This is a genomic window from Aeromonas lacus (assembly GCF_000764665.1).
GTDB lineage: Bacteria > Pseudomonadota > Gammaproteobacteria > Enterobacterales > Aeromonadaceae > Aeromonas > Aeromonas lacus.
Window position 1 is genome coordinate 34,137 of the sequence record NZ_JRGM01000141.1, and the last position, 18,481, is coordinate 52,617.

Sequence of the window (18,481 nt, forward strand, 5' to 3'; positions counted from 1 at the left end):
TGTAAACCCCGGAGCTGTCATGACCCAACTGGTAGAGCTGAAAGAGGTCTGTCTTTCGTTCGATGGACGCTCAGTGCTCGACAAGGTCTCCTTTACCCTCAATAAAGGCAAAATCACCACGCTAGTCGGCCCCAACGGGGCGGGCAAGAGCACCCTGAGCAAACTGGTATTGGGTCTGCTCACCCCGGATTCCGGCCAGATCATCCGCAGCCACGATCTGAGAGTCGGCTATGTACCCCAGCGCCTCTATCTGGATCCCACCCTTCCGCTCACCGTGCGCCGCTTTCTGCAGCTGGGCAAGAACAGCCGCCTTTCCATCGAGGAAGCGCTGGTTCGGGTTGGTGCAGAGGGATTGCTGGAGAACCGGATGCAAAAACTCTCCGGTGGCGAGATGCAGCGGGTACTGCTGGCGCGCGCTCTGCTGGTTAAACCCGAACTACTGGTGCTGGACGAGCCGGTGCAGGGGGTGGATATCAACGGCCAGATCGAGCTTTACGCCCTCATTGGCCAGCTCGCCGCCGAATTCAATTGCGCCGTGCTGATGGTATCCCACGACCTGCATCTGGTGATGGCCAGCACCCACGAGGTGATCTGCCTCAATCGCCATGTATGCTGCCATGGTGAACCGGAAAGCGTGGCTCGCCATCCCGAATTTGCCCGCCTGTTCGGGCGACCGGAGCAGGAGGTGCTGGCGGTCTATACCCACCATCACCACTGCGACGGCGAACACCATCATCATGAACCGCAGGCCCCCATCATCCGCCTGCCTTCTCGCAACAACGCTCACAGCAAATAGCCCAAGCAACAGGACATTCAAGTGGACAGCTTTCTGTTATACGCCCTCGCGGCCGGTCTCGGCATCGCCCTGCTGGCCGGCCCTCTCGGCAGCTTCGTGGTATGGCGCAAGATGGCCTATTTTGGCGATACCCTCTCCCACGCCTGTCTGTTCGGCATCGCGCTTGGCATCCTGCTGCAGGTGGACCTCACCCTAGCGGTAGTGGTCTGCTGCCTTGCCATGGCGATGCTGCTGGTGATCATGAGCCGCAACCAGCAGGTGGCAACCGATACCCTGCTCGGGATTCTGGCCCACAGCGCCCTGTCCCTCGGTCTGGTTACCTTGAGTTTTATGGATAACGTGCGGGTAGATCTGATGGCCTACCTGTTTGGCGATCTGCTCTCGGTACAACCGATGGATCTGCTCTGGATCTACGGCGGTGGCGCGCTGGTACTGCTCACCCTGTGGCGGTTGTGGGATCCCCTGCTCTCCATGACCATCTCGGAAGAGCTGGCGCGGGTAGAGGGGATCCGGGTCGATGTGCTGCGCTGCGTGCTGATGCTGCTGATTGGGTTGGTGATCGCCGTAGCAATGAAGTTTGTCGGGGCGCTGATCATCACCTCCTTGCTGATCATCCCCGCCGCTACCGCCCGCCGTTTCAGCCAGACGCCGGAGCAGATGGCCGGCTTTGCCGCGCTGATCGGCTGCCTCGCCGTGCTGGGTGGATTGACCCTATCCTGGTATCAGGACACCCCGGCCGGACCCTCGGTGGTTGTCTGCGCCACCAGCCTGTTTGTCCTGAGCCAGTTCAAGAAGGCTTGATGCCGCGCTAGAGAGGCATGCTCTGGCGTGTCTCCATCATCAGCCACTGGCGCAACCGGCTGATGGCGGGCTCATGGGCCCGCGAGCGCTTGCAGGTAAAGTAGAAGGCATCCCCCGTCTCCAGCTGGTGAACCGGCAAGGCCACCAGCTGGGGATCATCGGGCCGCAGCATGTAATCATTCACGAATGCCACCCCCTGATCCCAGGCCGCCGCCTCCATCGCCAGCAGCACATGGCTAAAGTGGTGCATCCGCGCCTCGTCAGGGATCACCAAGCCACCCGCCTTGGCCCAGCGCTGCCAATCCTCCCCCCGCGCCTTGTAGATGGACTGTACCGAGAGCAGCGGCAGTTGCCAGATGGCGTCCGGCCACTCCCCCTCCACCTGCTGCAACAAACGGCGGCTGCAGACCGGAAAGAGCCGCTCCTGATAGATAAGGTCGTGGCAGTAGCCCCGCCCGTGGGGTGAGACTGTGATAAAACAGTCCGCCACCCGATCGGAGAGCTCTGGATCTTCCGCCACCATCTCCAGACTCAAATCCAGCTCGGGATAGAGCTGGCGCAATCCGGCCAACCGCGGGATCAACCACTTCACCGCAAACGAGCTGTAAACCGCGAGGCGCAACCGCATCTCGCCGCCCCCGCGCAGCTGCTCGCTGCTCTGGGCAATCTGGCCGAGCCCGGCAGCAATCCCCTCGAAATAGCTCTCGCCCTGCGTCGTCAACGAGAGCAGCCGCCCCTGACGCAGCAGCAACCGCTCCCCCAGAAAATCCTCCAGCAGGCGGATCTGGTGGCTGACCGCACTCTGGCTGACGTTCAGTTCAAGAGCGGCGCGAGAGAAGCTGAGCAGCCGGGCCACCACCTCGAAATATTGCACCGCACGCAGGGGGGGAAGCTTCATTATCTAAATATCTCATGGATGGTCATTTTTTATCATTTTACTGGATATCAACCGGCACGCTACCCTCCCCTCATCTGAAGTGGGAGGTGGTATGAATGCAGTGGGGATCGGCATCATTTATCTGGTGCTGGGCAATATGGTGGCGGTTTTTTCCGATGCGCTGGTCAAGGTACTGGAGCCGGATCAGCCCATCTTCCAGTTTGTCTTTTTCCGCCAGGTTTCTGCAGCCCTCCTGCTGATGCCCTGGCTGCTCTGGTCATGGCGCCGCAACCCGCCGGTGGCCATCAAGTGGCACCTGCTGCGGGCCCATATCTGGGCGGTCGGTGTCTGCCTGATGGTGGTCGCCCTCACCCGCTTGCCGCTCGCCACTGCCAACGCCCTCTTCTATGCCGCGCCCCTGATGATGGTGCCGCTGGCAGTGTGGATGGCAGGAGAGGCGATCTCGCGCCAGAAGGTGCTGACCGCAGTCATCGGGTTTATCGGGGTACTGATCGTGCTGCGCCCGACCGAAGTGAACTGGGCCGCACTGGCGGCGCTCGGAGTGGCGCTGTCGATGGCGCTCAACAATCTGTTGATCAAGCGCATCCCGCTCAAGCAGCCCATCGCCCAGACCCTATTTTTCACCAACGTGCTGAGCATGCCCTTCATTCTCGCGCTGGCCTGGTGGGAAGGGGGCGACTGGCAGTGGCAGATGTGGTGGCCCGCCTTTGGCTCCTCGGCGCTGATCATGGTCTATGCGGGATTGTGCGTGGTGGCCTATCGCAAGGCGGAAGCGAGCAAGATCGCCTCGGCGGAATATACCGGACTACTGATGGCCGTCGCCATCGGGGTATGGCTGTTTGACGAGCAGCCGGGTCTGCCGCTGCTGCTGGGCTGTATCTGCATCGTCCTGCCGCTTATCGCCATGGCGCGCAGCAAGCCAAAGCCGCTGGCCGAGCCAGCGCTCTAATACTTAGGGTCGTTTCAGCAAAGGGGCGACCCTTTGCTGCAGATGAGGGATGACCTCCTGCTCGAACCAGGGATTCTTCCTGAGCCAGAGGGTGTTGCGCGGGGAGGGATGCGGCAGCGGCAGCCAGCCGGGGCTATAGTCAGCCCAGCTGCGCACCGTCTCGGTCAGCGATCCCTTGGCCGCCCCCCGCAGGTAATAGGCTTGCGCATACTGGCCGATTAGCAGGGTCAACTCGATATTGGGCAGCAGCATCAGCACCTTGTCGTGCCAGGCAGGCGCGCACTCGGGTCTGGGCGGCAGGTCGCCCGACTTGCCCTTGCCGGGATAACAGAGCCCCATCGGCATAATCGCAATGCGTGATTCGTCGTAGAAGGTGGGTTTATCGACCCCGAGCCAGTGGCGCAAGCGATCGCCAGAGAGGTCATCCCACGGGATACCGCTGGCATGCACGCGAGTGCCAGGCGCCTGACCGATGATCAGCAGGCGGGCACTCTCGGCCCCGCGGATCACCGGACGCGGCCCCAGCGGTAGATGTGCCTCGCACAGACGGCAGGCACGGATCTCTTCAAACAGGCTATCCAGTCGACTCATGAGCGCGATAGTAACAGAGTTTTCCACCAGATCTCGCTTGTGAAAGGGGTGGCCTCTATTTATTATTCACCGATAGATGTTTAATTTAATAAACAGGTAGAGATGAAAAACTGGCTAGGCACGGGCACGGCGACCCTCTCCTTCATCCTCTGGGGGATGCTGCCGCTCTATTATCAGTTCATGCCCGAGGTCAACATGTGGGAGCTCATCTCCCACCGAGTGCTCTGGTCGGTTATCCTGCTTGGCGGCCTGTTTCTGCTGCTTGGCCACAAGGTTCCCTGGGCACGGCTGCGCAGCGAGCCGCGCCAGCTGGGCCTCATTCTGCTGGCCGGCCCGGTCATGTCGATCAGCTGGTGCATGTTCACCTGGTGCCTCACTACCGGGCAAGTGCTGACCACCAGCCTCGCCTTCTTTATGACCCCGCTGTTCAATATCGTATTCGCCGTTATCTTCCTCAAAGAGCGACTCACCCCGCAAAAGCATCTGGCGGTCGCCCTGGCGCTGGCGGGTCTCGCCTACATGCTCTTCTGCTACGGCCAGCTCCCCTGGTTCTCCCTCATCATGGGGGCCAACTTCGCCTGCTATGGCCTTATCAAGAAGAAGATCCACTACGACACCGGCTCCAGCCTCTATCTGGAAGCCATGGTGCAACTGCCCGTCGCGCTGATCATCATCGGCACGCTGGCGTGGCACGGGGAAGGGGCATTCGTGAACGGAGATCTGGCCGACAAACTGCTGCTGATGGGCAGTGCGCCCGCCACCCTGCTGCCAGTCGGGCTCTTCTGCTATGCAGTGGCGATAACTCGGATGAGCACGGTGGGGCTGCTGCAATATATCGAGCCCAGCCTCGCTTTCCTGCTCGCCATCTACTGGTTTGGTGAAACGCCGGATCCCATCAAAACGGTCGGCTTCGCCTTCGTCTGGGCGGGCTTGCTGGTAAGTCTGGTGCCGCTGCACCGCTTCAAGCGTCAGCCTCAGGGCGCACCGCGGTAGGACTCCAGAATCCGGTGCCAGGCGGGATCCCGATCCATCTGCTCGGCAATGTCGTTGAGCCGGGCATGAAGTTCGGCGCGGGACTTGGGCACCAGAATGTGGCGGGTATAGCTGGACTGGGCAAAGGGCGAGACAAACAGCTTGCCCTCATAGTCCGGGACGTGGGTGAAAAATGCGAGGGCCGAACCGGGCACCAGGGTCACATCGATGCGGCCGCGTACCAGCAGATCGAGATTGGTCTTCACCTTCTTGGCATCGTGGCGCTCCAGTTCGCCCCGGGCAGCAGCATCATCGATCCCCAGATAGCGATACCCCTCCACCCCGCCAAACACCATCCCCTTGAGGGAGTCAGGGCCACGATAGGTAACCGGATGCTGGCGGCTGGAGATGAGCTCGTTGGTGTCGCGCATGATAGGGAAAGTCCAGAGGTAGAGCTCGCGCTGGGGATCCCCGACCCAGGCCGGGTTGACCCAGGCGACCAGGCCATTGAAGGCAGGATCCGACATCTCCAGCGCCAGTCTGGCGCGATTGACCAGCCAGAGCTCGATCCTGGGTTCACCTCCCAGCCTTTCATTGAGATACTTCACCAGCTCGCTGCTCAAGCCGGCATTCACCCCGGTATTGAAAGGGGGATTCTGATGGTAATCATAGAGACGGATCGTCTCCCCCAGAGCCGGAACCGACAACAGCAACCACAACCAGAACCAGAACCAGACTCTCATCGCACCTCCTTGAGCTGCCTTTGAGTTTGGCACAGAGAATTTGAATGAGAGAACCCGCGACAACCACACCCGCGCCACTGCCCCCCGAATCCTCCTGCTGGTCAATCTATATGGTGCGTACCGCAGCCGGCCTGCTCTATACCGGGATCAGCACGGCGCCGGAGCGCCGCCTGCGCCAGCACCAGAGCGGCAAGGGCTCTCGCGCCCTGCGCGGCAAGGGGCCGCTGACACTGGTGTGGCAGCAGGAGGTAGGCGAGAAGGGGGCGGCCCTGCGCCTCGAATATCGCCTCAAGCAGCAGCCCAAGGCGTTCAAGGAGCAGCTCATCACCAGCCCCGCTCTCTGGTTGCCGTGGAGTCTGCGATGGCTCGCTCCCGGCAAAACCGAACTATAAAAGGCAAAGCCGGGCCATAAAAAAGGCCACCTCACGGGTGGCCGGGAAAAGGGAGTTCAGGGATAACGACACAACTTGCAACAATTACAGATAGGTATTGGTACGCCTGCTGCGGTGGCTGATAAGCCAGCAGACGGCCAGCACCAGCAGCAACCAAGGGGCCAGCTTGATGATCAGGGCAAGCATGCCGCTCAGCAGCCCCAGCAGCACAAACAGGCCACTCACCAGCAGCATGGCCACCAGGGTAAAACCGGTCAGCGCCATCACCAGCAACACTCCCAGCAATATGAAAAATTCCAGCATAACTTGCTCCTTACGGGCACTCTGTGCCGCCGGGCTGCCTTGCGGTCAATCCAGCCAGCGTTTCAATTCATAACGGGGCGGCATCACCAGCACCGCCAGCAGATAGGCAGCCAGTGCCAGCGGCGGCACCAGGATCAGGGCGAGCAGGGCCACCACTCGCACCGTCACTCTGGAGATCCCCAGCCGCTTGGCAATGCCGGCGCAAACGCCGGTCAACTTGCGATGGACAAGATCCTTGGGCCAGGGAGTCATGGTTATGCCTCCACCGTCTGACCCTTGAGACGGGCCAGCTCGCGCTCGATCTCGTCATTGAGCTCCAGCTCGCGGAACTGGGCTTCCAACGAGGGATTCTGCCCCAGCGTGGCAGCCTCCAACTGGGCTTCCAGCTGATCGACCCGGCCCTGAAAACCGTCAAAGCGGGCCATCAGCTCATGCATGCGCTGGTTGTCCACCTGAGCACGGGCACGAATGCGGCTGTGGGCGGTCTGCTCGCGCAGGGTCAGCATTTTTTGTTTCTCCCGCGCCTCGGTCAGCTTGGCAGCCAGCCGTTCGCTGTCGGCGGTGAGCTGGGCCAGCACCTCGGCAACCCGGGCCTTGTCCTGCTCCAGTTGCTCGAGTTTCCTGGCCTCGGCCAGCTTCTCGGTCAGCGCGGCGCGGGCAAGATCCTCGCGCCCCTTCTGGATGGCAAGCTCGGCCTTGGCCGACCACTCCAGGATCTGCACCTGCAACGCCTGCTGATGGCGCTCCAGCTGTTTTTGCTCGGCGATGACGCGAGCGGCCTGGGTGCGCATATCGACCTGCACCTGCTCCATCTCCTCGATCATCAGGCGCAGCATCTTCTCGGGCTCTTCACTCTTGTCGAGCAGGCTGTGCAGGTTGGCATTGATTACGTCGGTCAGGCGGCTGAACACGCTCATGGTCTGGCTCCTTGTGGATGGGATGGCTATCTCTTCCCATTGCATTACAAGAGCCGTGCCAAGAAAAATTATTGTTTTTTTACAGATGGATAGGGATTTAAAGAGGAAATTCAAGAAGGGTTTATTGGTGAAAATAGCCAACAATGTGGTGATTTTTACCAACAAAAAAGGGAGCCCGTGGCTCCCTTTTCAATGCAGTTATGATGGCGTTCAGGCTGCGTGATGGCGACCCAGCTTGCCATCCAGCTCGGCCAGCTTGGCCTCCATCCGGGCGCGGCACACCTCGGATAGCTCGCGAATGCCGGCGGCACCGTGCTCCTTGCTGCAGACCGGAGCCATCACCTCCAGCAGCACCTCGCCGTTATCCCAGCGGTTGAGATCGATCTGGCCGAAGTAGCTGGAGCAGACGATAGGCACTACCGGCACTTCAGCCTGCACGGCGGTATGGAAAGCGCCCGCCTTGAACGGCAGCAGACCACGCCCCTGCGAGCGGGTGCCTTCCGGGAACATCCAGATAGAGGTGCCGCGCGCCTTGATGCGCTCCACCACCTGACCAATGGTGCCGATAGCACGGGAGCGGTTGGAGCGGTCGATCAACACGTTGCCGGAGAGCCAGAAGATGAGGCCGAAGAAAGGCAGCCACAGCAGGCTCTTCTTGCCGACTGCGACCACGCCGGGCTGCACCGCACCGGTCACGGTGAAGATGTCGTAGTTGCTCTGGTGGTTGCAGACATAGACCGCAGGCCCGACCGATTTCACCTCGTCGGCCACCGTCACCTTGACCCGGACCCCGATCAGCGGGCAGACCGCGTGATACATGCGGGCAAAGACATAGACGTTGTTGGGGTGGCGCGGACGAACCAGACAGAGCAGCAGGCCGAACAGGAACCAGAAGATGAGCAGCAGACCAAGCAGCAGCACACGGGCAATTTTGAGCATCGAACACCTCGAATTTTAACTCGGCGCAGTATACTGATCCCCCTTTTAGCGAACAAGCGTTCGCCAAACAGAACCGACCACACGGCGCCATGCTGTCGCCCGCCTCAGCGCTCATAAAACGGCCGGCAACTTGCCCCACCCGCCATTGGCCGTTAGGATGTGACCATCTTGATGAACGGGGCGAGCATGATTCACCAACAACGCGTGGCGAAACGACTCCTGCTGCTGGTCTGCCTGCTGGTGCTCAATTGCGCGGCCCAGCCGCTGGCCAGGCTGGCACTGCTCGATCATGCCCTCACCTGTCAGGCCCTGCCCGTTCAGAGCATCGATGATGAGCAGAACGACGGCAAGCCTGTCAGCCCGCAGCCCACCAGCTGCCAGCTCAATGGCAAATGGCTGAGCGCCGCCACCCTGCTCTGCGTCGAACAACTCTTCTTTGCCGTCGCCCTGCTGATTGCCCTGCTGGCACCGCTCTGGCGCTATACCCCTCCCTTACCACCGCCAAGGGTTATCTCACCACCCGAGCGGCGACTTCACCTCACGCTCTGTGTCTGGCGGGAATGATTCCGGCCTTTTTCCATTCGCCGTTACTCATTTTTTTGCGAGACCAGACAGATGACAAACTTTTTCAAGGCAGCCCTGCTGATGGCCTGCCTGCTGTGGCAATCCACGGGATTGGCCAGCGATACGGGCTGGCTCACCAGCCCCCAGAACGATCACGCCAAGGTCAGGCTGCAAGCCGACCGCAGCGCCCCTGACCACACCCGCATCCTGCTCGACGTAGCCCTCGAGTCCGGCTGGAAGACCTACTGGCACAGCCCGGGCGAAGGGGGCATTGCCCCCCAGATCCTGTGGGATGAACCGGTTGGTGACTTCCAGTGGCGCTGGCCCGCTCCGCACCACTTCGAGGTGGCTGGGCTCAGCACTCAGGGTTATCAGGGGGAAGTGCGCTTCCCCCTGAGCCTCAACTATCCCGCCGGGCAATCGCTCAAGGGCACCTTGCGCCTCTCCACCTGCAGCAACGTCTGCATCCTGACCGATTTCCCCTTCACCCTCGCGGTGGATGGCGCCACCCCGGCCAACTTCGACTTTGCCTGGGCGAAGGCGATGAGTACCCTGCCCCAGCCGCTAACCGCAGAGACCCGGGTCGAGCTTGGTTATCAGCACAACCAGCTGCAACTGCGCGCCGAGCGGGCAGAGGGCTGGCAATCGCCTGCCCTCTTTATCGATGCGCTGGAAGGCGCCGAGTTTGGCAAACCGGCGCTTGAGGTCGAGGGCAACACCCTGATTGCCCGGGTGCCGGTGAGCGACGGCTGGCAGGGGGATGCGCCGGATCTGCGCGGCCAATCCCTCGGCCTGCTGCTCACCAGTGGCGAACAGGCGTGGCAGGGCAAGGGGACGATCGGCGCGCCGATCGCGCTGCCCAACCAAAGCCATTCGCTGTTCTGGTTGCTGGGGGCGGCGCTGCTCGGCGGCCTTATCCTCAACCTGATGCCCTGCGTGCTGCCGGTGCTGGCGCTCAAGCTGGGATCTGTGCTGCAACATCAACAGCGTGAACAGGGAACGGTGCGCAAGCAGTTCCTTGCCGCCAGCGCCGGGATCATCGCCTCCTTCTGGGTGCTGGCGGCCATGAGCAGTCTGCTGCGCGCCACGCAAGGGGCCGTCGGCTGGGGCATCCAGTTCCAGAGCGCCGGTTTTATCGGCTTTATGGTGCTTGTCACCCTGCTGTTTTGCGCTAACCTGCTGGGGCTGTTCGAAATCCGTCTGCCGAGCAACCTCAACACCCGCCTCGCCACCAGCGGCGGCAATGGCCTCGGCGGCCACTTTCTGCAGGGAAGTTTCGCCACTCTGCTGGCGACCCCCTGCTCGGCCCCCTTCCTCGGCACTGCAGTGGCCTTTGCGCTGGCGGCGCCCCTTGGCCAGCTCTGGCTTATCTTCACAGCTTTGGGGATTGGCATGAGTCTTCCCTGGCTGCTGGTGGCGGCTCTGCCGCGGCTCGCCCTCTGGCTGCCCAAGCCGGGTCGCTGGATGGGGCGCCTGCGCATCCTGCTCGGCCTGATGATGCTGGGCTCCAGCCTCTGGCTGGCGAGCCTGCTTGGCAACCATCTGGGCAACATGCAGGTTTATTGGCTGATGACAGCCATGCTGCTGGCACTGCTGATTGGCATCGTCTGGCGTTATGGCATGCGCGGCTTCACGCTGGCCCTCTCCCTCTCGACGCTTGTCGGCGCTGCCCTGCTGCTGGGGGGCGCCTTCACAGCGCAGGGGTCGGGCAACGTCGACCGGGTGGTCTGGCAGCCCCTCTCTGAACGCGCCATCACCGATGCACTTGCCCAGAACAAACGGGTCTTTATCGATGTCACCGCCGACTGGTGCGTTACCTGCAAGGCCAACAAATACAACGTGTTGCTGCGCGATGAGGTGCAAACCGCCCTCTCGACCCCCGATGTGGTGGCCCTGCGCGGCGACTGGAGCAAACCAAGCGACACCATCGCCGCCTTCCTGCGTAAGCGGGGCGCGGCTGCGGTTCCCTTCAACCAGATTTACGGCCCGGAGTTGCCGCAGGGGGTCACGCTGTCACCCCTGCTCGACAAGGACGATCTGCTGACCACATTGCACAAGGCTGGCCTGCTTCAGGCTGGCACCACCCGATTTTAAGGAGTAACCATGAAACCGACTCTGAGCGCCCTGACCCTGCTGGCCTCCCTTTCCGCAGCCCTGCTGGCTCCGGCCCTGCACGCCGCCCCCTTCACCCCTGAGCAGGAGGCCCGCATCAAAGAGCTGATCCGCGAGACCCTGATCGCCAACCCCAAGATCCTCGACGAGGCAGCTGAATCCTGGGAGAAGCAGAACGCGGCGGCCCAGCAGGCGCAGCTTGGCAACTTCATCAAGGGCAACAAGGATGTACTGTTCAACAGCCCCACCAGCCCGCGCCTCGGCGCCAGAAACCCCAAGCTGACGCTGGTACTGTTCACCGACTACAACTGCCCCTACTGCAAGCAGTTCGATCCCCAGCTGACCAAGCTGCTCAAGGCCTATCCGGACGATCTGGGGCTGGTGATCAAGCTGCTGCCGTTCAAGGGGCAGACCTCTGCCAAGGCAGCCCAATACAGCCTGACCCTGTGGCAGCAGGATCCGGCCCGCTTCCTCGCCCTGCATGACAAGCTGATGAGCAAGCAGGGGATGCTGACCGAGGCGGATATCAACAAGGCGCTGGCCGCCACCGGCAACGTGGCGCTCAAGCCCGCGCCCAAGGCGACCGAAGAGCTGCGCAACAGCCTGCGCATCGGCACCATTCTGGGGGTGCAGGGCACACCGGCGACCCTGATCGGTAACCAGCTGGTGCCGGGCGCCATCCCCTATGAGGAGCTGGAGCAGCTGGTTAAGACAGAACTGGCCAAGCTGGGGTAAGGGATGACCACCAACCCTCAACCCCGCTGGCGACGCTGGAGCAAGGAGGCACTCTGGCTGCTGTTGCTGGCGCTGGTCATCTCGACCCTGCTGGATCTGTGGCGCAGCCCGACCCTGCCAGAGGGGGCGATGAGCGCCCCCGTCACCCTGCAGGACGGCAGCAGCACGGATCTCGCTACCTTAAGTCAGAACAAGCCGCTGCTGGTCTACTACTGGGCCAGCTGGTGCGGGGTGTGCCGTTTCACTACTCCGACCGTGCAGCAGCTCTGGCAAGAGGGTGAAAACGTGCTGACGGTGGCGCTGCGCTCCGGCAATTCGGAGCAGTTAGGCAAGGGGATGAGCAAGAAGGGGCTCACCTTCCCGACCCACAACGACGAATCGGGAGCGCTGGCCGCCAAGTGGCAGGTGGGAGTCACCCCGACTTTTCTGGTCATCAAGGATGGCAAGCTGGTGAGCAGCACCACTGGCTGGAGCTCGAAGTGGGGCTTGCAGCTGCGGCTCTGGTGGGCGTCGCTCTAGCCACGCAACATCGTTGCCTTCAACAGGGCCATCCCACCGGATGGCCCTTTTTTATGCCGATATCAGGCGGGGAGCTGCATCCCGCGCACCTGATCCAGCAAGGCGCTCACCGCCGCCGAGCGCAACGCATCGGGGGCGTAGCAGAGCCCTACCCGCCGCTTGAAGGAAGAGGCCGCCAGCTCGGCGACGGTACAGCCGGGCGGACAAAGCAAACGGGGCAGCCAAGCGATCCCCGCCCCGGCGGCCACCATAGTCGCCGCCAATCGCAGCGACCCTGCCCGCCGTGGATAGAGGGGTGCCTGATTTCCAAGGATGGCGATCAGCCGCAGGTGGGAGTCGTGACGCGGGCAGGTAACCCAGGGCTGGTCCGCCAACGCCACCGGGGCGAGCGCCCCCTTGCCTGCCAGTGGGTGATCCGGCGGCAGCACCAGTACGAACTCCTCCTCCAGCAGGGGGATAAAGAGCTCGTCGCCACAGCGCAGGGATTCGCACCCCAGCCGCACATCGCCACAACAGCCCTCCTCCAGGGTCAGCAGGATCTCCTCGTGGGCAAGTGCCCCGTTGACCAGCGCCCCCACCACGCCATCCCCCAAATCCGCCTCAATTCCCACCGTCACCTCCAGACAGGGAGAGGTTTCACGAAACTCGCGGGCGAGGGAGTCGGTGTCGGCGATCAGCCGCTTGGCGCGGGGATAGAGCCGGTGCGCCGCTTCGGTCCCCTCCACCCCGCGCGCCTGCCGCACAAACAGGGTCACCCCCAGCTCATCCTCCAGCGTCTTGATAGTGGTGGAGAGGGTGGGCTGGGTAATGAAGAGGCGGGTGGCCGCCGCCGTGATGTTGCGCTCCTCGAAGACAGCCACAAACGCACGCAGGGTTCGCACATCCATAGAATTCACCTATATCAGACAGTCATAAAAGCCATTTTTCACGGCGACACTAGGCAAATATAATGGCTTACCTGCCACAAGGCATCCCAATTTTCTATATCAACGACTATCAACACAGTCAGGAGCCATCATGCGCCATCTCTCTGTCATCGGCCTCGGAGCCATGGGCTCCGCCCTCGCCACCACTCTGATCAAGGCGGGCCATCCGGTCACCGTCTGGAATCGCAGCGCCGCCAAGGCCGCACCGCTGCAAGCGCTGGGTGCGACACTCGCCCCCTCGGTTGGCGAAGCCATCGCTGCAAGCGATATCACCCTTGTCTGCGTCGATAACTACGCCGTCAGCCAGCAGTTGCTGGATGAGGCAAGCGATGCGGTGGCGGGCAAGCTGCTGGTGCAGCTCTCCACCGGCAGCCCGCAGGGGGCCAGAGCGCTGGAGAGCTGGAGCCACGCCCGCGGCGCCCGCTATCTCGATGGCGCCATCCTCTGCTTCCCGGATCAGATCGGCACTACCGATTCCAGCATCATCTGCTCGGGGGCCAGCGCCGCCTTTAGCGAGGCCGAACCGCTGCTGCGCCTGCTCGCCCCTACCCTAGACCATGTGGCCGAGGCGGTGGGCGCCGCTGCGGCGCAAGATTGCGCCGTCGCCGCCTACTTTGCCGGTGGTCTGCTCGGTGCCCTGCACGGTGCGCTGATCTGCGAGGCGGAAGGGCTGCCGGTAGCCAAGGTGTGCGCCCAGTTCAGCGAGCTGTCGCCGATCTTGGGGGGCGATGTGGCCCACCTTGGCAAGACGCTGGCGAGCGGCGATTTCGATCACCCCTACGCCAGCCTGAAAACCTGGAGCGCCGCAATCAGCCGCCTCGCCGGTCATGCCACCGACGCCGGGATCGACAGCCGTTTCCCGCGCTTTGCCGCCGATCTGTTTGAGGAAGGTGTGGCACAAGGATTTGGCCAGCAAGAGGTCTCGGCCCTCATCAAGGTGCTGCGGGCGCGCAATGGAGCGGCGCAATGAACGAGCTGACCAACCAACCCCAAATTGCACTGGTCACCGGCGCCGCTGGCGGGATTGGCCGCCAGCTCTGCATCGGGCTGGCCGAGGCGGGCTATCGGGTGATTGCCACCGATCTGGCTCCTCACGCTTTCGACCATCCCGAGATCCACTTTCATTCCCTCGACTTGCGCGATGAGCAGGGGATTGAGCGGCTCTTTACCGAGGTTCGCGCACAACATGGCGGCATCCACTTGCTGATCAACAACGGCGCCATCAGCAAGTTCCACACCCGCTTCGAGGATCTGAGCGCAGCCCAGTTCGATCAGGTGATGACGGTCAATGTGCGCGGCGCCATGCTCTGCGCCCGCGCCTTTGTGCAAGCCAACCGCGGTTTGCCCTATGGCCGCATCATCAATATCGCCTCCACCCGCTGGCAGCAGAACGAGCCGGGTTGGGATGCCTATGGCGCCTCCAAGGGGGCGCTGGTCGCCCTCACCCAGTCCCTCGCCAACTCGCTGGCCGACTACCCCATCACAGTCAATGCCATCAGTCCGGGCTGGATCCAGGCGGAGGATTACCACACCCTGACCGAGGCGGATCACCGCCAGCACCCGAGTGGCCGGGTCGGTCGCCCCGACGACATCACCCGCGCCTGCCTCTTTCTGGCGGATCCTCGCAACGACTTTATCAACGGTGCCAATCTGGTGGTCGATGGCGGGATGAGCAAGAAGATGATCTACCACACCTCCGCCTCCTTCTGGGAGGAGTAACCCCTGCGGCGGCAGCCTCTCTTCGGCATGCCGCCCACTCCTTTCCTGCCCGTTTTTTCATCGCTTTTGCCCCGCCGCCCTTGCACTGACCTGACCGACTGGCAACAATAGGCTCTCAACTGACCCCTCTTCATTTCGCCCGTTAATTGATCGCCCAACTCATCGCGTTGGCGGGCTGTTTCCGTTAAAATGACGGGTTTTTGCCGTGCCTGGTTTGCCAATCCCCACCATCAGGCACTCGCAGCGTGAATCCTATGATGCCAGTGATGCAGGATCTGCCATGAACAACTACTTTCGGGTGCTGGGCGTCAAGTCCAACGCCAGCGAAAACGACATCAAGAAAGCCTATCGTCGGCTGTCGAACCAGTACCACCCCGACAAGCTGCACGGGGCCAGTGAAGAAGAGAAAGAGCAGGCAGCCATCAAGCTGCACCAGGTAAAGCAGGCCTATGAAGTGCTGTCCGATCCGAAACAGCGGGCCGCCTTTATCAAGGATTTCAACAACGTCATCGTGACCGACCCCGCCTCCGCCATGCAGGAGATGTGGGATCAGTTCTACCCCTGAAACAGCAGGCAGAAAGAGCAACTATGCAAAAGAGATGGGACCAGGCGCGGCTCAAGTCGCTGCAAAGCGATGCCAGCGAAAACATCGAATCCTACCGGGATCAGGACGACCCCAAGGGGCTGGAACAGTTCACCGATCAGATGAAGAGCCTGCTGCTGGCCGATATGAGCATGCTGGAGTTTATGCCCGAGTATCTGCCGCTGGCCCTCTATGGCCGGGTGCAGTTCCCGGCCAAGGCCAAGTCGCAGTGGAACAAGTGGCTCACCAGCGGCGAGCAGCCGAGCTGGGATGAGTTCAAGGTGAGCGTCGGCTTCAACAACGCCGCCCTGCCGCTGGTCAAGGCGGTGCGGGCCCAGAGCGAAGATCAGCTGATGGAAGCCTGCGCCGTGCTGTTCCTGCTCGACAACCCGCTGCCACGCGGCAGCCACCGCGGTGGTGACGACTATGAGCTGCGCGACGAAGAAGATGAAGACGGGGAAGATGCCGACGCCGACTACCATGGTGGCAGTGACCGCTATGGTGATGACGACGGCGATCAGGATATGTACGACGAAGTCCGTTTCTAATTGGGGCAAGGCATGAGCAACAGTCTGATAGAAATTACCGCCATCGAGATCAAAGAGCTGGCCGTTATCGAGCCGAAGCAGGCCAGCGAGAAGTTCGAGCTGATCGCCAAGACCATGTCTGACGACCAACTGGCAGAAGTGATTGAAAACATAGATATCGTTACCCTGACCCAGATCAACGGCCAGCACGACATCTCCTTCCCCTCCATCATCTCCGAGCTGATGACCCCGGAGCGGATCCGCGACATCGTCTGCCAGCAGCCGCTCTACTGGGAAGAGGCGATCAAGAACAACGCCGACGAGCTGCAACAGCACACCTTCGACTTCCTCAACTACCTGATCCGCACCCAGGATAGCGAAGCCAAGCAGCGCGAGATCCTCGAGTGCGTGGCCGAAGATCCGGCCGGTCTCTTCTACCTCGCCATCCCCTTTATCGAGTTCTATCGCGGCGATCGCTATGAAGAGGACGAAGGCTATCGCGACGTGCTGCACGCCGAAGAGGAAGATCTCGAAGAGTCCCTGCGCTACAGCGAGCGCCAGCAGAGCGAGGATGTCCACGACTACGCGCTGGATGACCCGAGAAGCCTGTTGATGCTCATTCGCGAGCTGGCCCCCGAGGTGGAGAAAGCCATCAAGGCGCTGCTGCGCAACGAGCACTCCACCTGGGACGGCATCATCAACAAGTTTGCCGCCGAGCTGGTGATGCAGGCCAAAGAGAAGAACAAGGTCGAGGAAGACGAGTACGGCGACGTCGACGACATGTTCAGCTTTCTGGATTAAGGAGCCCATTCATGCAGTTAGTCATTCGCGATGCCAACCAGGGCCCCTTTCTGACCCAGGTGCTGCGCTTTGGCCGCGACAATGAACGTTTGAGCGAACAACAGCTGGCCGCCATCAAGGGCAAGGCGGTGCTGATGAGCCTCAAATTCGCCGACAAGTACTACAACAAGTACAAGATGCACCTGCTGGAGCAGGCCGCCCACGACGTCATCGGCGTGGTGAGCCTCGGCCTGCAGGAGCTCTCGGCGCGGGATCCGGCCAAGGCGCTGGCGCTGCTGCAGGCGCCGGAAGGCCCCATCAAGCCGTTCCAGAAGGGCTGGTCGATGCTCATCACCGTCAGCCCCAAGCAGGCTGGCAACAGCCTCTACGGTGATGTGGATGCCCGCCTGCTGGACAAGATCTCGAGCCCGCCCGATGTGGAGGAGTGGCAAGGGTGGCAGGAGTACGAGAAGGCGCTGACCGAGCACAACAAGAGCCGCCTGATGGCACTCATCGACCAGCACTTCTTCGCCTGCGAGAGCGACCACCCCACCATGGAGGACAAGCTGGCCGAAGCGCTGCTCTACCGCATCCTCTGCGGCAAGGGCAGTGGCGCCGCTCCGCTCAAGGTGAAGCAGGATCTCAAGCGCAAACTGGCGCGGGAGATTGAGCTCGACGAGGGCTGGTATGACACCGACTACCTCGCCGCCCAGCTCGCCCTGATGCTGAGCGCGCTGCCCGCCGACATGGCCGCCGCCCTGCGTCAGGAGCTGAGCCCGGGCTTTGTGCCCAACCTGCTGCACACCCTCGGCTTTGTGCGCCAGTACCAGCTGCTGCAAAAAGAGAACGCCTCGCCGGAGAAGCTCGACAACATCGAGATGCGCGCCGGTCTCAAGCACCCGCTGCTCGGCTGGCCGCTCTACCACAACTTCTAGGCCGCCCTTCGCCGCCTCTTTTGTTGCCCCCAATGTGGGATAACCCAACGCCCGGCCCGCCGGGCGTTGTTCTATCTACGTCATCAGCCCCCACGATTGACGTAACAAATTGGGATGCAACCAGTTTAGATGGCTTCATTCAAACCTTGTTCGCAGCTATACTGCGCCCCTGATTCAGGGCTGAATAAACCGGTCATAATACAGGTCAGATTTTTATGCTGCTGCCACTTTTAATGCTTATCAGCGCCAATACTCCGCTACTGTCAGATACCCGCCTTTATCGAGAAGTTGCCAATAATTGTAAAAATGTAGATTTGGAAAATTGGCAACATCCGACCAGAAAGGTATTACTGGAACGAGGCGTTATATTAAAAAAAGTCGAGTTATGTAACGATGGTAAATATCCAATCTATCATGTTCGACTCCCGTATGACCCGGCTGGGCAGACTCAAGATTATTTCAACCCACTCTATGTGGCCATGTACGGAGCCAACGGAAAATGGCCATATGCCATGGTCGATGAGGAAGGAACCATTGTCTATATGACCTATCGGAAAGGTTCTATTATCACACCGGACTACGAGCTGTTCTCACCATAATCAGACTTTATCTCTGATGAAAATAATCAAAGTATGCAAAGGCAATATATTTTCATAAAAGATACCATCACGATCCCCAGCCACAAAATGCTCTGATTAGTATATTATCTGGCTATTTTAAGTCACCTATCTGTCGAAACTAATCTGTATCTCGTTATTACAACAAGAATATATATTAGCC

Annotated in this window: 24 protein-coding genes; 16 read left to right on the forward strand and 8 right to left on the reverse strand. The window is 61.2% G+C overall.

Translation table 11 applies throughout. From position 1 onward, the window contains the following. The first annotated feature begins 19 nt into the window (after positions 1 to 19). Together znuC and znuB are read left to right on the forward strand one after the other, a co-directional pair. Positions 20 to 796: a zinc ABC transporter ATP-binding protein ZnuC gene (gene znuC / locus LG31_RS0114015; protein ID WP_033115077.1), complete on the forward strand. Its 777-nt coding sequence runs from the start codon at positions 20 to 22 to the stop codon at positions 794 to 796. A gap of 21 nt (positions 797 to 817) precedes the next feature. Further along, the gene (gene znuB, locus LG31_RS0114020; protein WP_033115078.1) at positions 818 to 1,597 is read left to right on the forward strand and encodes a zinc ABC transporter permease subunit ZnuB; all 780 of its coding nucleotides are present in this window, start codon (positions 818 to 820) and stop codon (positions 1,595 to 1,597) included. Between the two features lie 7 nt (positions 1,598 to 1,604). Here the strand turns inward: znuB and LG31_RS0114025 are convergent, their stop codons facing one another. Further along, positions 1,605 to 2,495: a LysR substrate-binding domain-containing protein gene (locus tag LG31_RS0114025; RefSeq protein WP_033115079.1), complete on the reverse strand. Its 891-nt coding sequence runs from the start codon at positions 2,493 to 2,495 to the stop codon at positions 1,605 to 1,607. Positions 2,496 to 2,586: 91 nt separating this feature from the next. Between LG31_RS0114025 and LG31_RS0114030 the strand changes: the two genes are divergently transcribed. Further along, positions 2,587 to 3,444: a DMT family transporter gene (locus tag LG31_RS0114030; protein ID WP_033115080.1), complete on the forward strand. Its 858-nt coding sequence runs from the start codon at positions 2,587 to 2,589 to the stop codon at positions 3,442 to 3,444. Between the two features lie 3 nt (positions 3,445 to 3,447). Here LG31_RS0114030 and LG31_RS0114035 read toward each other — a convergent pair whose 3' ends face one another. Further along, on the reverse strand, positions 3,448 to 4,035 hold the full coding sequence (locus LG31_RS0114035) for a uracil-DNA glycosylase family protein (protein WP_033115081.1): 588 nt from the start codon (positions 4,033 to 4,035) through the stop codon (positions 3,448 to 3,450). A gap of 102 nt (positions 4,036 to 4,137) precedes the next feature. Here LG31_RS0114035 and rarD point away from each other — a divergent pair, with 102 nt between their 5' ends. Beyond that, a complete protein-coding gene (rarD, locus tag LG31_RS0114040) occupies positions 4,138 to 5,028 on the forward strand; it encodes an EamA family transporter RarD (protein WP_033115082.1) in 891 nt (296 codons plus the stop codon). On the opposite strand, the gene LG31_RS0114045 is transcribed toward rarD, so the two are convergent. Then, a complete protein-coding gene (locus tag LG31_RS0114045; protein ID WP_033115083.1) occupies positions 5,010 to 5,750 on the reverse strand; it encodes a substrate-binding periplasmic protein in 741 nt (246 codons plus the stop codon). The two genes, rarD and LG31_RS0114045, sit on opposite strands and share 19 nt — an antisense overlap. A gap of 44 nt (positions 5,751 to 5,794) precedes the next feature. Here LG31_RS0114045 and LG31_RS0114050 point away from each other — a divergent pair, with 44 nt between their 5' ends. Continuing rightward, a complete protein-coding gene (locus LG31_RS0114050) occupies positions 5,795 to 6,142 on the forward strand; it encodes a GIY-YIG nuclease family protein (RefSeq protein WP_033115084.1) in 348 nt (115 codons plus the stop codon). 84 nt (positions 6,143 to 6,226) lie between these two features. Here LG31_RS0114050 and pspG read toward each other — a convergent pair whose 3' ends face one another. From pspG to LG31_RS0114075, 4 genes are all read right to left on the reverse strand, one after another. Then, positions 6,227 to 6,445, reverse strand: a complete 219-nt coding sequence (pspG, locus tag LG31_RS0114055; RefSeq protein WP_033115085.1) for an envelope stress response protein PspG — start codon at positions 6,443 to 6,445, stop codon at positions 6,227 to 6,229. A 45-nt stretch (positions 6,446 to 6,490) separates the two neighbouring features. Then, positions 6,491 to 6,697 carry a PspC domain-containing protein gene (locus LG31_RS0114060; protein ID WP_033115086.1) on the reverse strand — a complete coding sequence of 69 codons (207 nt, stop codon included), beginning with the start codon at positions 6,695 to 6,697 and terminating at the stop codon, positions 6,491 to 6,493. A 2-nt stretch (positions 6,698 to 6,699) separates the two neighbouring features. Continuing rightward, positions 6,700 to 7,362: a phage shock protein PspA gene (gene pspA / locus LG31_RS0114065; protein ID WP_033115087.1), complete on the reverse strand. Its 663-nt coding sequence runs from the start codon at positions 7,360 to 7,362 to the stop codon at positions 6,700 to 6,702. A gap of 210 nt (positions 7,363 to 7,572) precedes the next feature. Beyond that, positions 7,573 to 8,301 (reverse strand): 1-acylglycerol-3-phosphate O-acyltransferase, encoded by a 729-nt coding sequence (locus LG31_RS0114075; RefSeq protein WP_033115089.1) that lies wholly within the window; start codon positions 8,299 to 8,301, stop codon positions 7,573 to 7,575. 186 nt (positions 8,302 to 8,487) lie between these two features. On the opposite strand from LG31_RS0114075, the gene LG31_RS0114080 reads away from it, so the two are divergent. The 4 genes from LG31_RS0114080 to LG31_RS0114095 are packed head-to-tail and all read left to right on the forward strand — an operon-like array spanning position 8,488 to position 12,231. After that, a complete protein-coding gene (locus tag LG31_RS0114080; protein ID WP_033115100.1) occupies positions 8,488 to 8,865 on the forward strand; it encodes a hypothetical protein in 378 nt (125 codons plus the stop codon). Positions 8,866 to 8,916: 51 nt separating this feature from the next. After that, the gene (locus tag LG31_RS0114085; protein WP_033115090.1) at positions 8,917 to 10,959 is read left to right on the forward strand and encodes a protein-disulfide reductase DsbD family protein; all 2,043 of its coding nucleotides are present in this window, start codon (positions 8,917 to 8,919) and stop codon (positions 10,957 to 10,959) included. 9 nt (positions 10,960 to 10,968) lie between these two features. After that, positions 10,969 to 11,712, forward strand: a complete 744-nt coding sequence (locus LG31_RS0114090) for a DsbA family protein (protein ID WP_033115091.1) — start codon at positions 10,969 to 10,971, stop codon at positions 11,710 to 11,712. Positions 11,713 to 11,715: 3 nt separating this feature from the next. After that, positions 11,716 to 12,231 carry a protein disulfide oxidoreductase gene (locus LG31_RS0114095; RefSeq protein ID WP_033115092.1) on the forward strand — a complete coding sequence of 172 codons (516 nt, stop codon included), beginning with the start codon at positions 11,716 to 11,718 and terminating at the stop codon, positions 12,229 to 12,231. Between the two features lie 62 nt (positions 12,232 to 12,293). On the opposite strand, the gene LG31_RS0114100 is transcribed toward LG31_RS0114095, so the two are convergent. After that, positions 12,294 to 13,118 (reverse strand): LysR family transcriptional regulator, encoded by an 825-nt coding sequence (locus LG31_RS0114100; protein ID WP_033115093.1) that lies wholly within the window; start codon positions 13,116 to 13,118, stop codon positions 12,294 to 12,296. A 130-nt stretch (positions 13,119 to 13,248) separates the two neighbouring features. Here LG31_RS0114100 and LG31_RS0114105 point away from each other — a divergent pair, with 130 nt between their 5' ends. The 7 genes from LG31_RS0114105 to LG31_RS20520 all read left to right on the forward strand — a co-directional run bounded on the left by LG31_RS0114105 (position 13,249) and on the right by LG31_RS20520 (position 18,300). Then, on the forward strand, positions 13,249 to 14,127 hold the full coding sequence (locus LG31_RS0114105) for an NAD(P)-dependent oxidoreductase (protein ID WP_033115094.1): 879 nt from the start codon (positions 13,249 to 13,251) through the stop codon (positions 14,125 to 14,127). Next, the gene (locus LG31_RS0114110) at positions 14,124 to 14,876 is read left to right on the forward strand and encodes an SDR family NAD(P)-dependent oxidoreductase (RefSeq protein ID WP_033115095.1); all 753 of its coding nucleotides are present in this window, start codon (positions 14,124 to 14,126) and stop codon (positions 14,874 to 14,876) included. The genes LG31_RS0114105 and LG31_RS0114110 overlap by 4 nt, the downstream gene beginning before the upstream one ends. A gap of 280 nt (positions 14,877 to 15,156) precedes the next feature. Then, the gene (gene atcJ, locus LG31_RS0114115; RefSeq protein WP_005343121.1) at positions 15,157 to 15,441 is read left to right on the forward strand and encodes a cold adaptation protein ActJcold adaptation protein ActJ; all 285 of its coding nucleotides are present in this window, start codon (positions 15,157 to 15,159) and stop codon (positions 15,439 to 15,441) included. 23 nt (positions 15,442 to 15,464) lie between these two features. Further along, positions 15,465 to 16,007, forward strand: a complete 543-nt coding sequence (gene atcA / locus LG31_RS0114120) for a cold adaptation protein AtcA (protein ID WP_033115096.1) — start codon at positions 15,465 to 15,467, stop codon at positions 16,005 to 16,007. A gap of 12 nt (positions 16,008 to 16,019) precedes the next feature. Next, positions 16,020 to 16,787, forward strand: a complete 768-nt coding sequence (gene atcB, locus LG31_RS0114125; protein ID WP_005335887.1) for a cold adaptation protein AtcB — start codon at positions 16,020 to 16,022, stop codon at positions 16,785 to 16,787. 11 nt (positions 16,788 to 16,798) lie between these two features. Next, on the forward strand, positions 16,799 to 17,701 hold the full coding sequence (atcC, locus tag LG31_RS0114130) for a cold adaptation protein AtcC (RefSeq protein WP_033115097.1): 903 nt from the start codon (positions 16,799 to 16,801) through the stop codon (positions 17,699 to 17,701). Positions 17,702 to 17,916: 215 nt separating this feature from the next. Continuing rightward, complete coding sequence (locus tag LG31_RS20520; protein ID WP_084059633.1) at positions 17,917 to 18,300, forward strand: hypothetical protein; 384 nt, start codon at positions 17,917 to 17,919, stop codon at positions 18,298 to 18,300. Positions 18,301 to 18,481: the final 181 nt, after the last annotated feature.

Bases quoted from the DNA above. Each gene is read 5' to 3' on its own strand.
- znuC (WP_033115077.1), top strand. From the start codon at position 20: ATGACCCAACTGGTAGAGCTGAAAGAGGTCTGTCTTTCGTTCGATGGA.
- LG31_RS0114050 (WP_033115084.1), top strand. From the start codon at position 5,795: ATGAGAGAACCCGCGACAACCACACCCGCGCCACTGCCCCCCGAATCC.
- LG31_RS0114080 (WP_033115100.1), top strand. From the start codon at position 8,488: ATGATTCACCAACAACGCGTGGCGAAACGACTCCTGCTGCTGGTCTGC.
- rarD (WP_033115082.1), top strand. From the start codon at position 4,138: ATGAAAAACTGGCTAGGCACGGGCACGGCGACCCTCTCCTTCATCCTC.
- atcA (WP_033115096.1), top strand. From the start codon at position 15,465: ATGCAAAAGAGATGGGACCAGGCGCGGCTCAAGTCGCTGCAAAGCGAT.
- LG31_RS0114030 (WP_033115080.1), top strand. From the start codon at position 2,587: ATGAATGCAGTGGGGATCGGCATCATTTATCTGGTGCTGGGCAATATG.
- LG31_RS0114025 (WP_033115079.1), bottom strand. From the start codon at position 2,495: ATGAAGCTTCCCCCCCTGCGTGCGGTGCAATATTTCGAGGTGGTGGCC.
- LG31_RS20520 (WP_084059633.1), top strand. From the start codon at position 17,917: ATGCTGCTGCCACTTTTAATGCTTATCAGCGCCAATACTCCGCTACTG.
- LG31_RS0114110 (WP_033115095.1), top strand. From the start codon at position 14,124: ATGAACGAGCTGACCAACCAACCCCAAATTGCACTGGTCACCGGCGCC.
- LG31_RS0114105 (WP_033115094.1), top strand. From the start codon at position 13,249: ATGCGCCATCTCTCTGTCATCGGCCTCGGAGCCATGGGCTCCGCCCTC.
- atcC (WP_033115097.1), top strand. From the start codon at position 16,799: ATGCAGTTAGTCATTCGCGATGCCAACCAGGGCCCCTTTCTGACCCAG.
- LG31_RS0114075 (WP_033115089.1), bottom strand. From the start codon at position 8,301: ATGCTCAAAATTGCCCGTGTGCTGCTGCTTGGTCTGCTGCTCATCTTC.
- pspG (WP_033115085.1), bottom strand. From the start codon at position 6,445: ATGCTGGAATTTTTCATATTGCTGGGAGTGTTGCTGGTGATGGCGCTG.
- LG31_RS0114100 (WP_033115093.1), bottom strand. From the start codon at position 13,118: ATGGATGTGCGAACCCTGCGTGCGTTTGTGGCTGTCTTCGAGGAGCGC.
- LG31_RS0114090 (WP_033115091.1), top strand. From the start codon at position 10,969: ATGAAACCGACTCTGAGCGCCCTGACCCTGCTGGCCTCCCTTTCCGCA.
- atcB (WP_005335887.1), top strand. From the start codon at position 16,020: ATGAGCAACAGTCTGATAGAAATTACCGCCATCGAGATCAAAGAGCTG.
- atcJ (WP_005343121.1), top strand. From the start codon at position 15,157: ATGAACAACTACTTTCGGGTGCTGGGCGTCAAGTCCAACGCCAGCGAA.
- LG31_RS0114060 (WP_033115086.1), bottom strand. From the start codon at position 6,697: ATGACTCCCTGGCCCAAGGATCTTGTCCATCGCAAGTTGACCGGCGTT.
- LG31_RS0114045 (WP_033115083.1), bottom strand. From the start codon at position 5,750: ATGAGAGTCTGGTTCTGGTTCTGGTTGTGGTTGCTGTTGTCGGTTCCG.
- LG31_RS0114035 (WP_033115081.1), bottom strand. From the start codon at position 4,035: ATGAGTCGACTGGATAGCCTGTTTGAAGAGATCCGTGCCTGCCGTCTG.
- LG31_RS0114085 (WP_033115090.1), top strand. From the start codon at position 8,917: ATGACAAACTTTTTCAAGGCAGCCCTGCTGATGGCCTGCCTGCTGTGG.
- pspA (WP_033115087.1), bottom strand. From the start codon at position 7,362: ATGAGCGTGTTCAGCCGCCTGACCGACGTAATCAATGCCAACCTGCAC.
- LG31_RS0114095 (WP_033115092.1), top strand. From the start codon at position 11,716: ATGACCACCAACCCTCAACCCCGCTGGCGACGCTGGAGCAAGGAGGCA.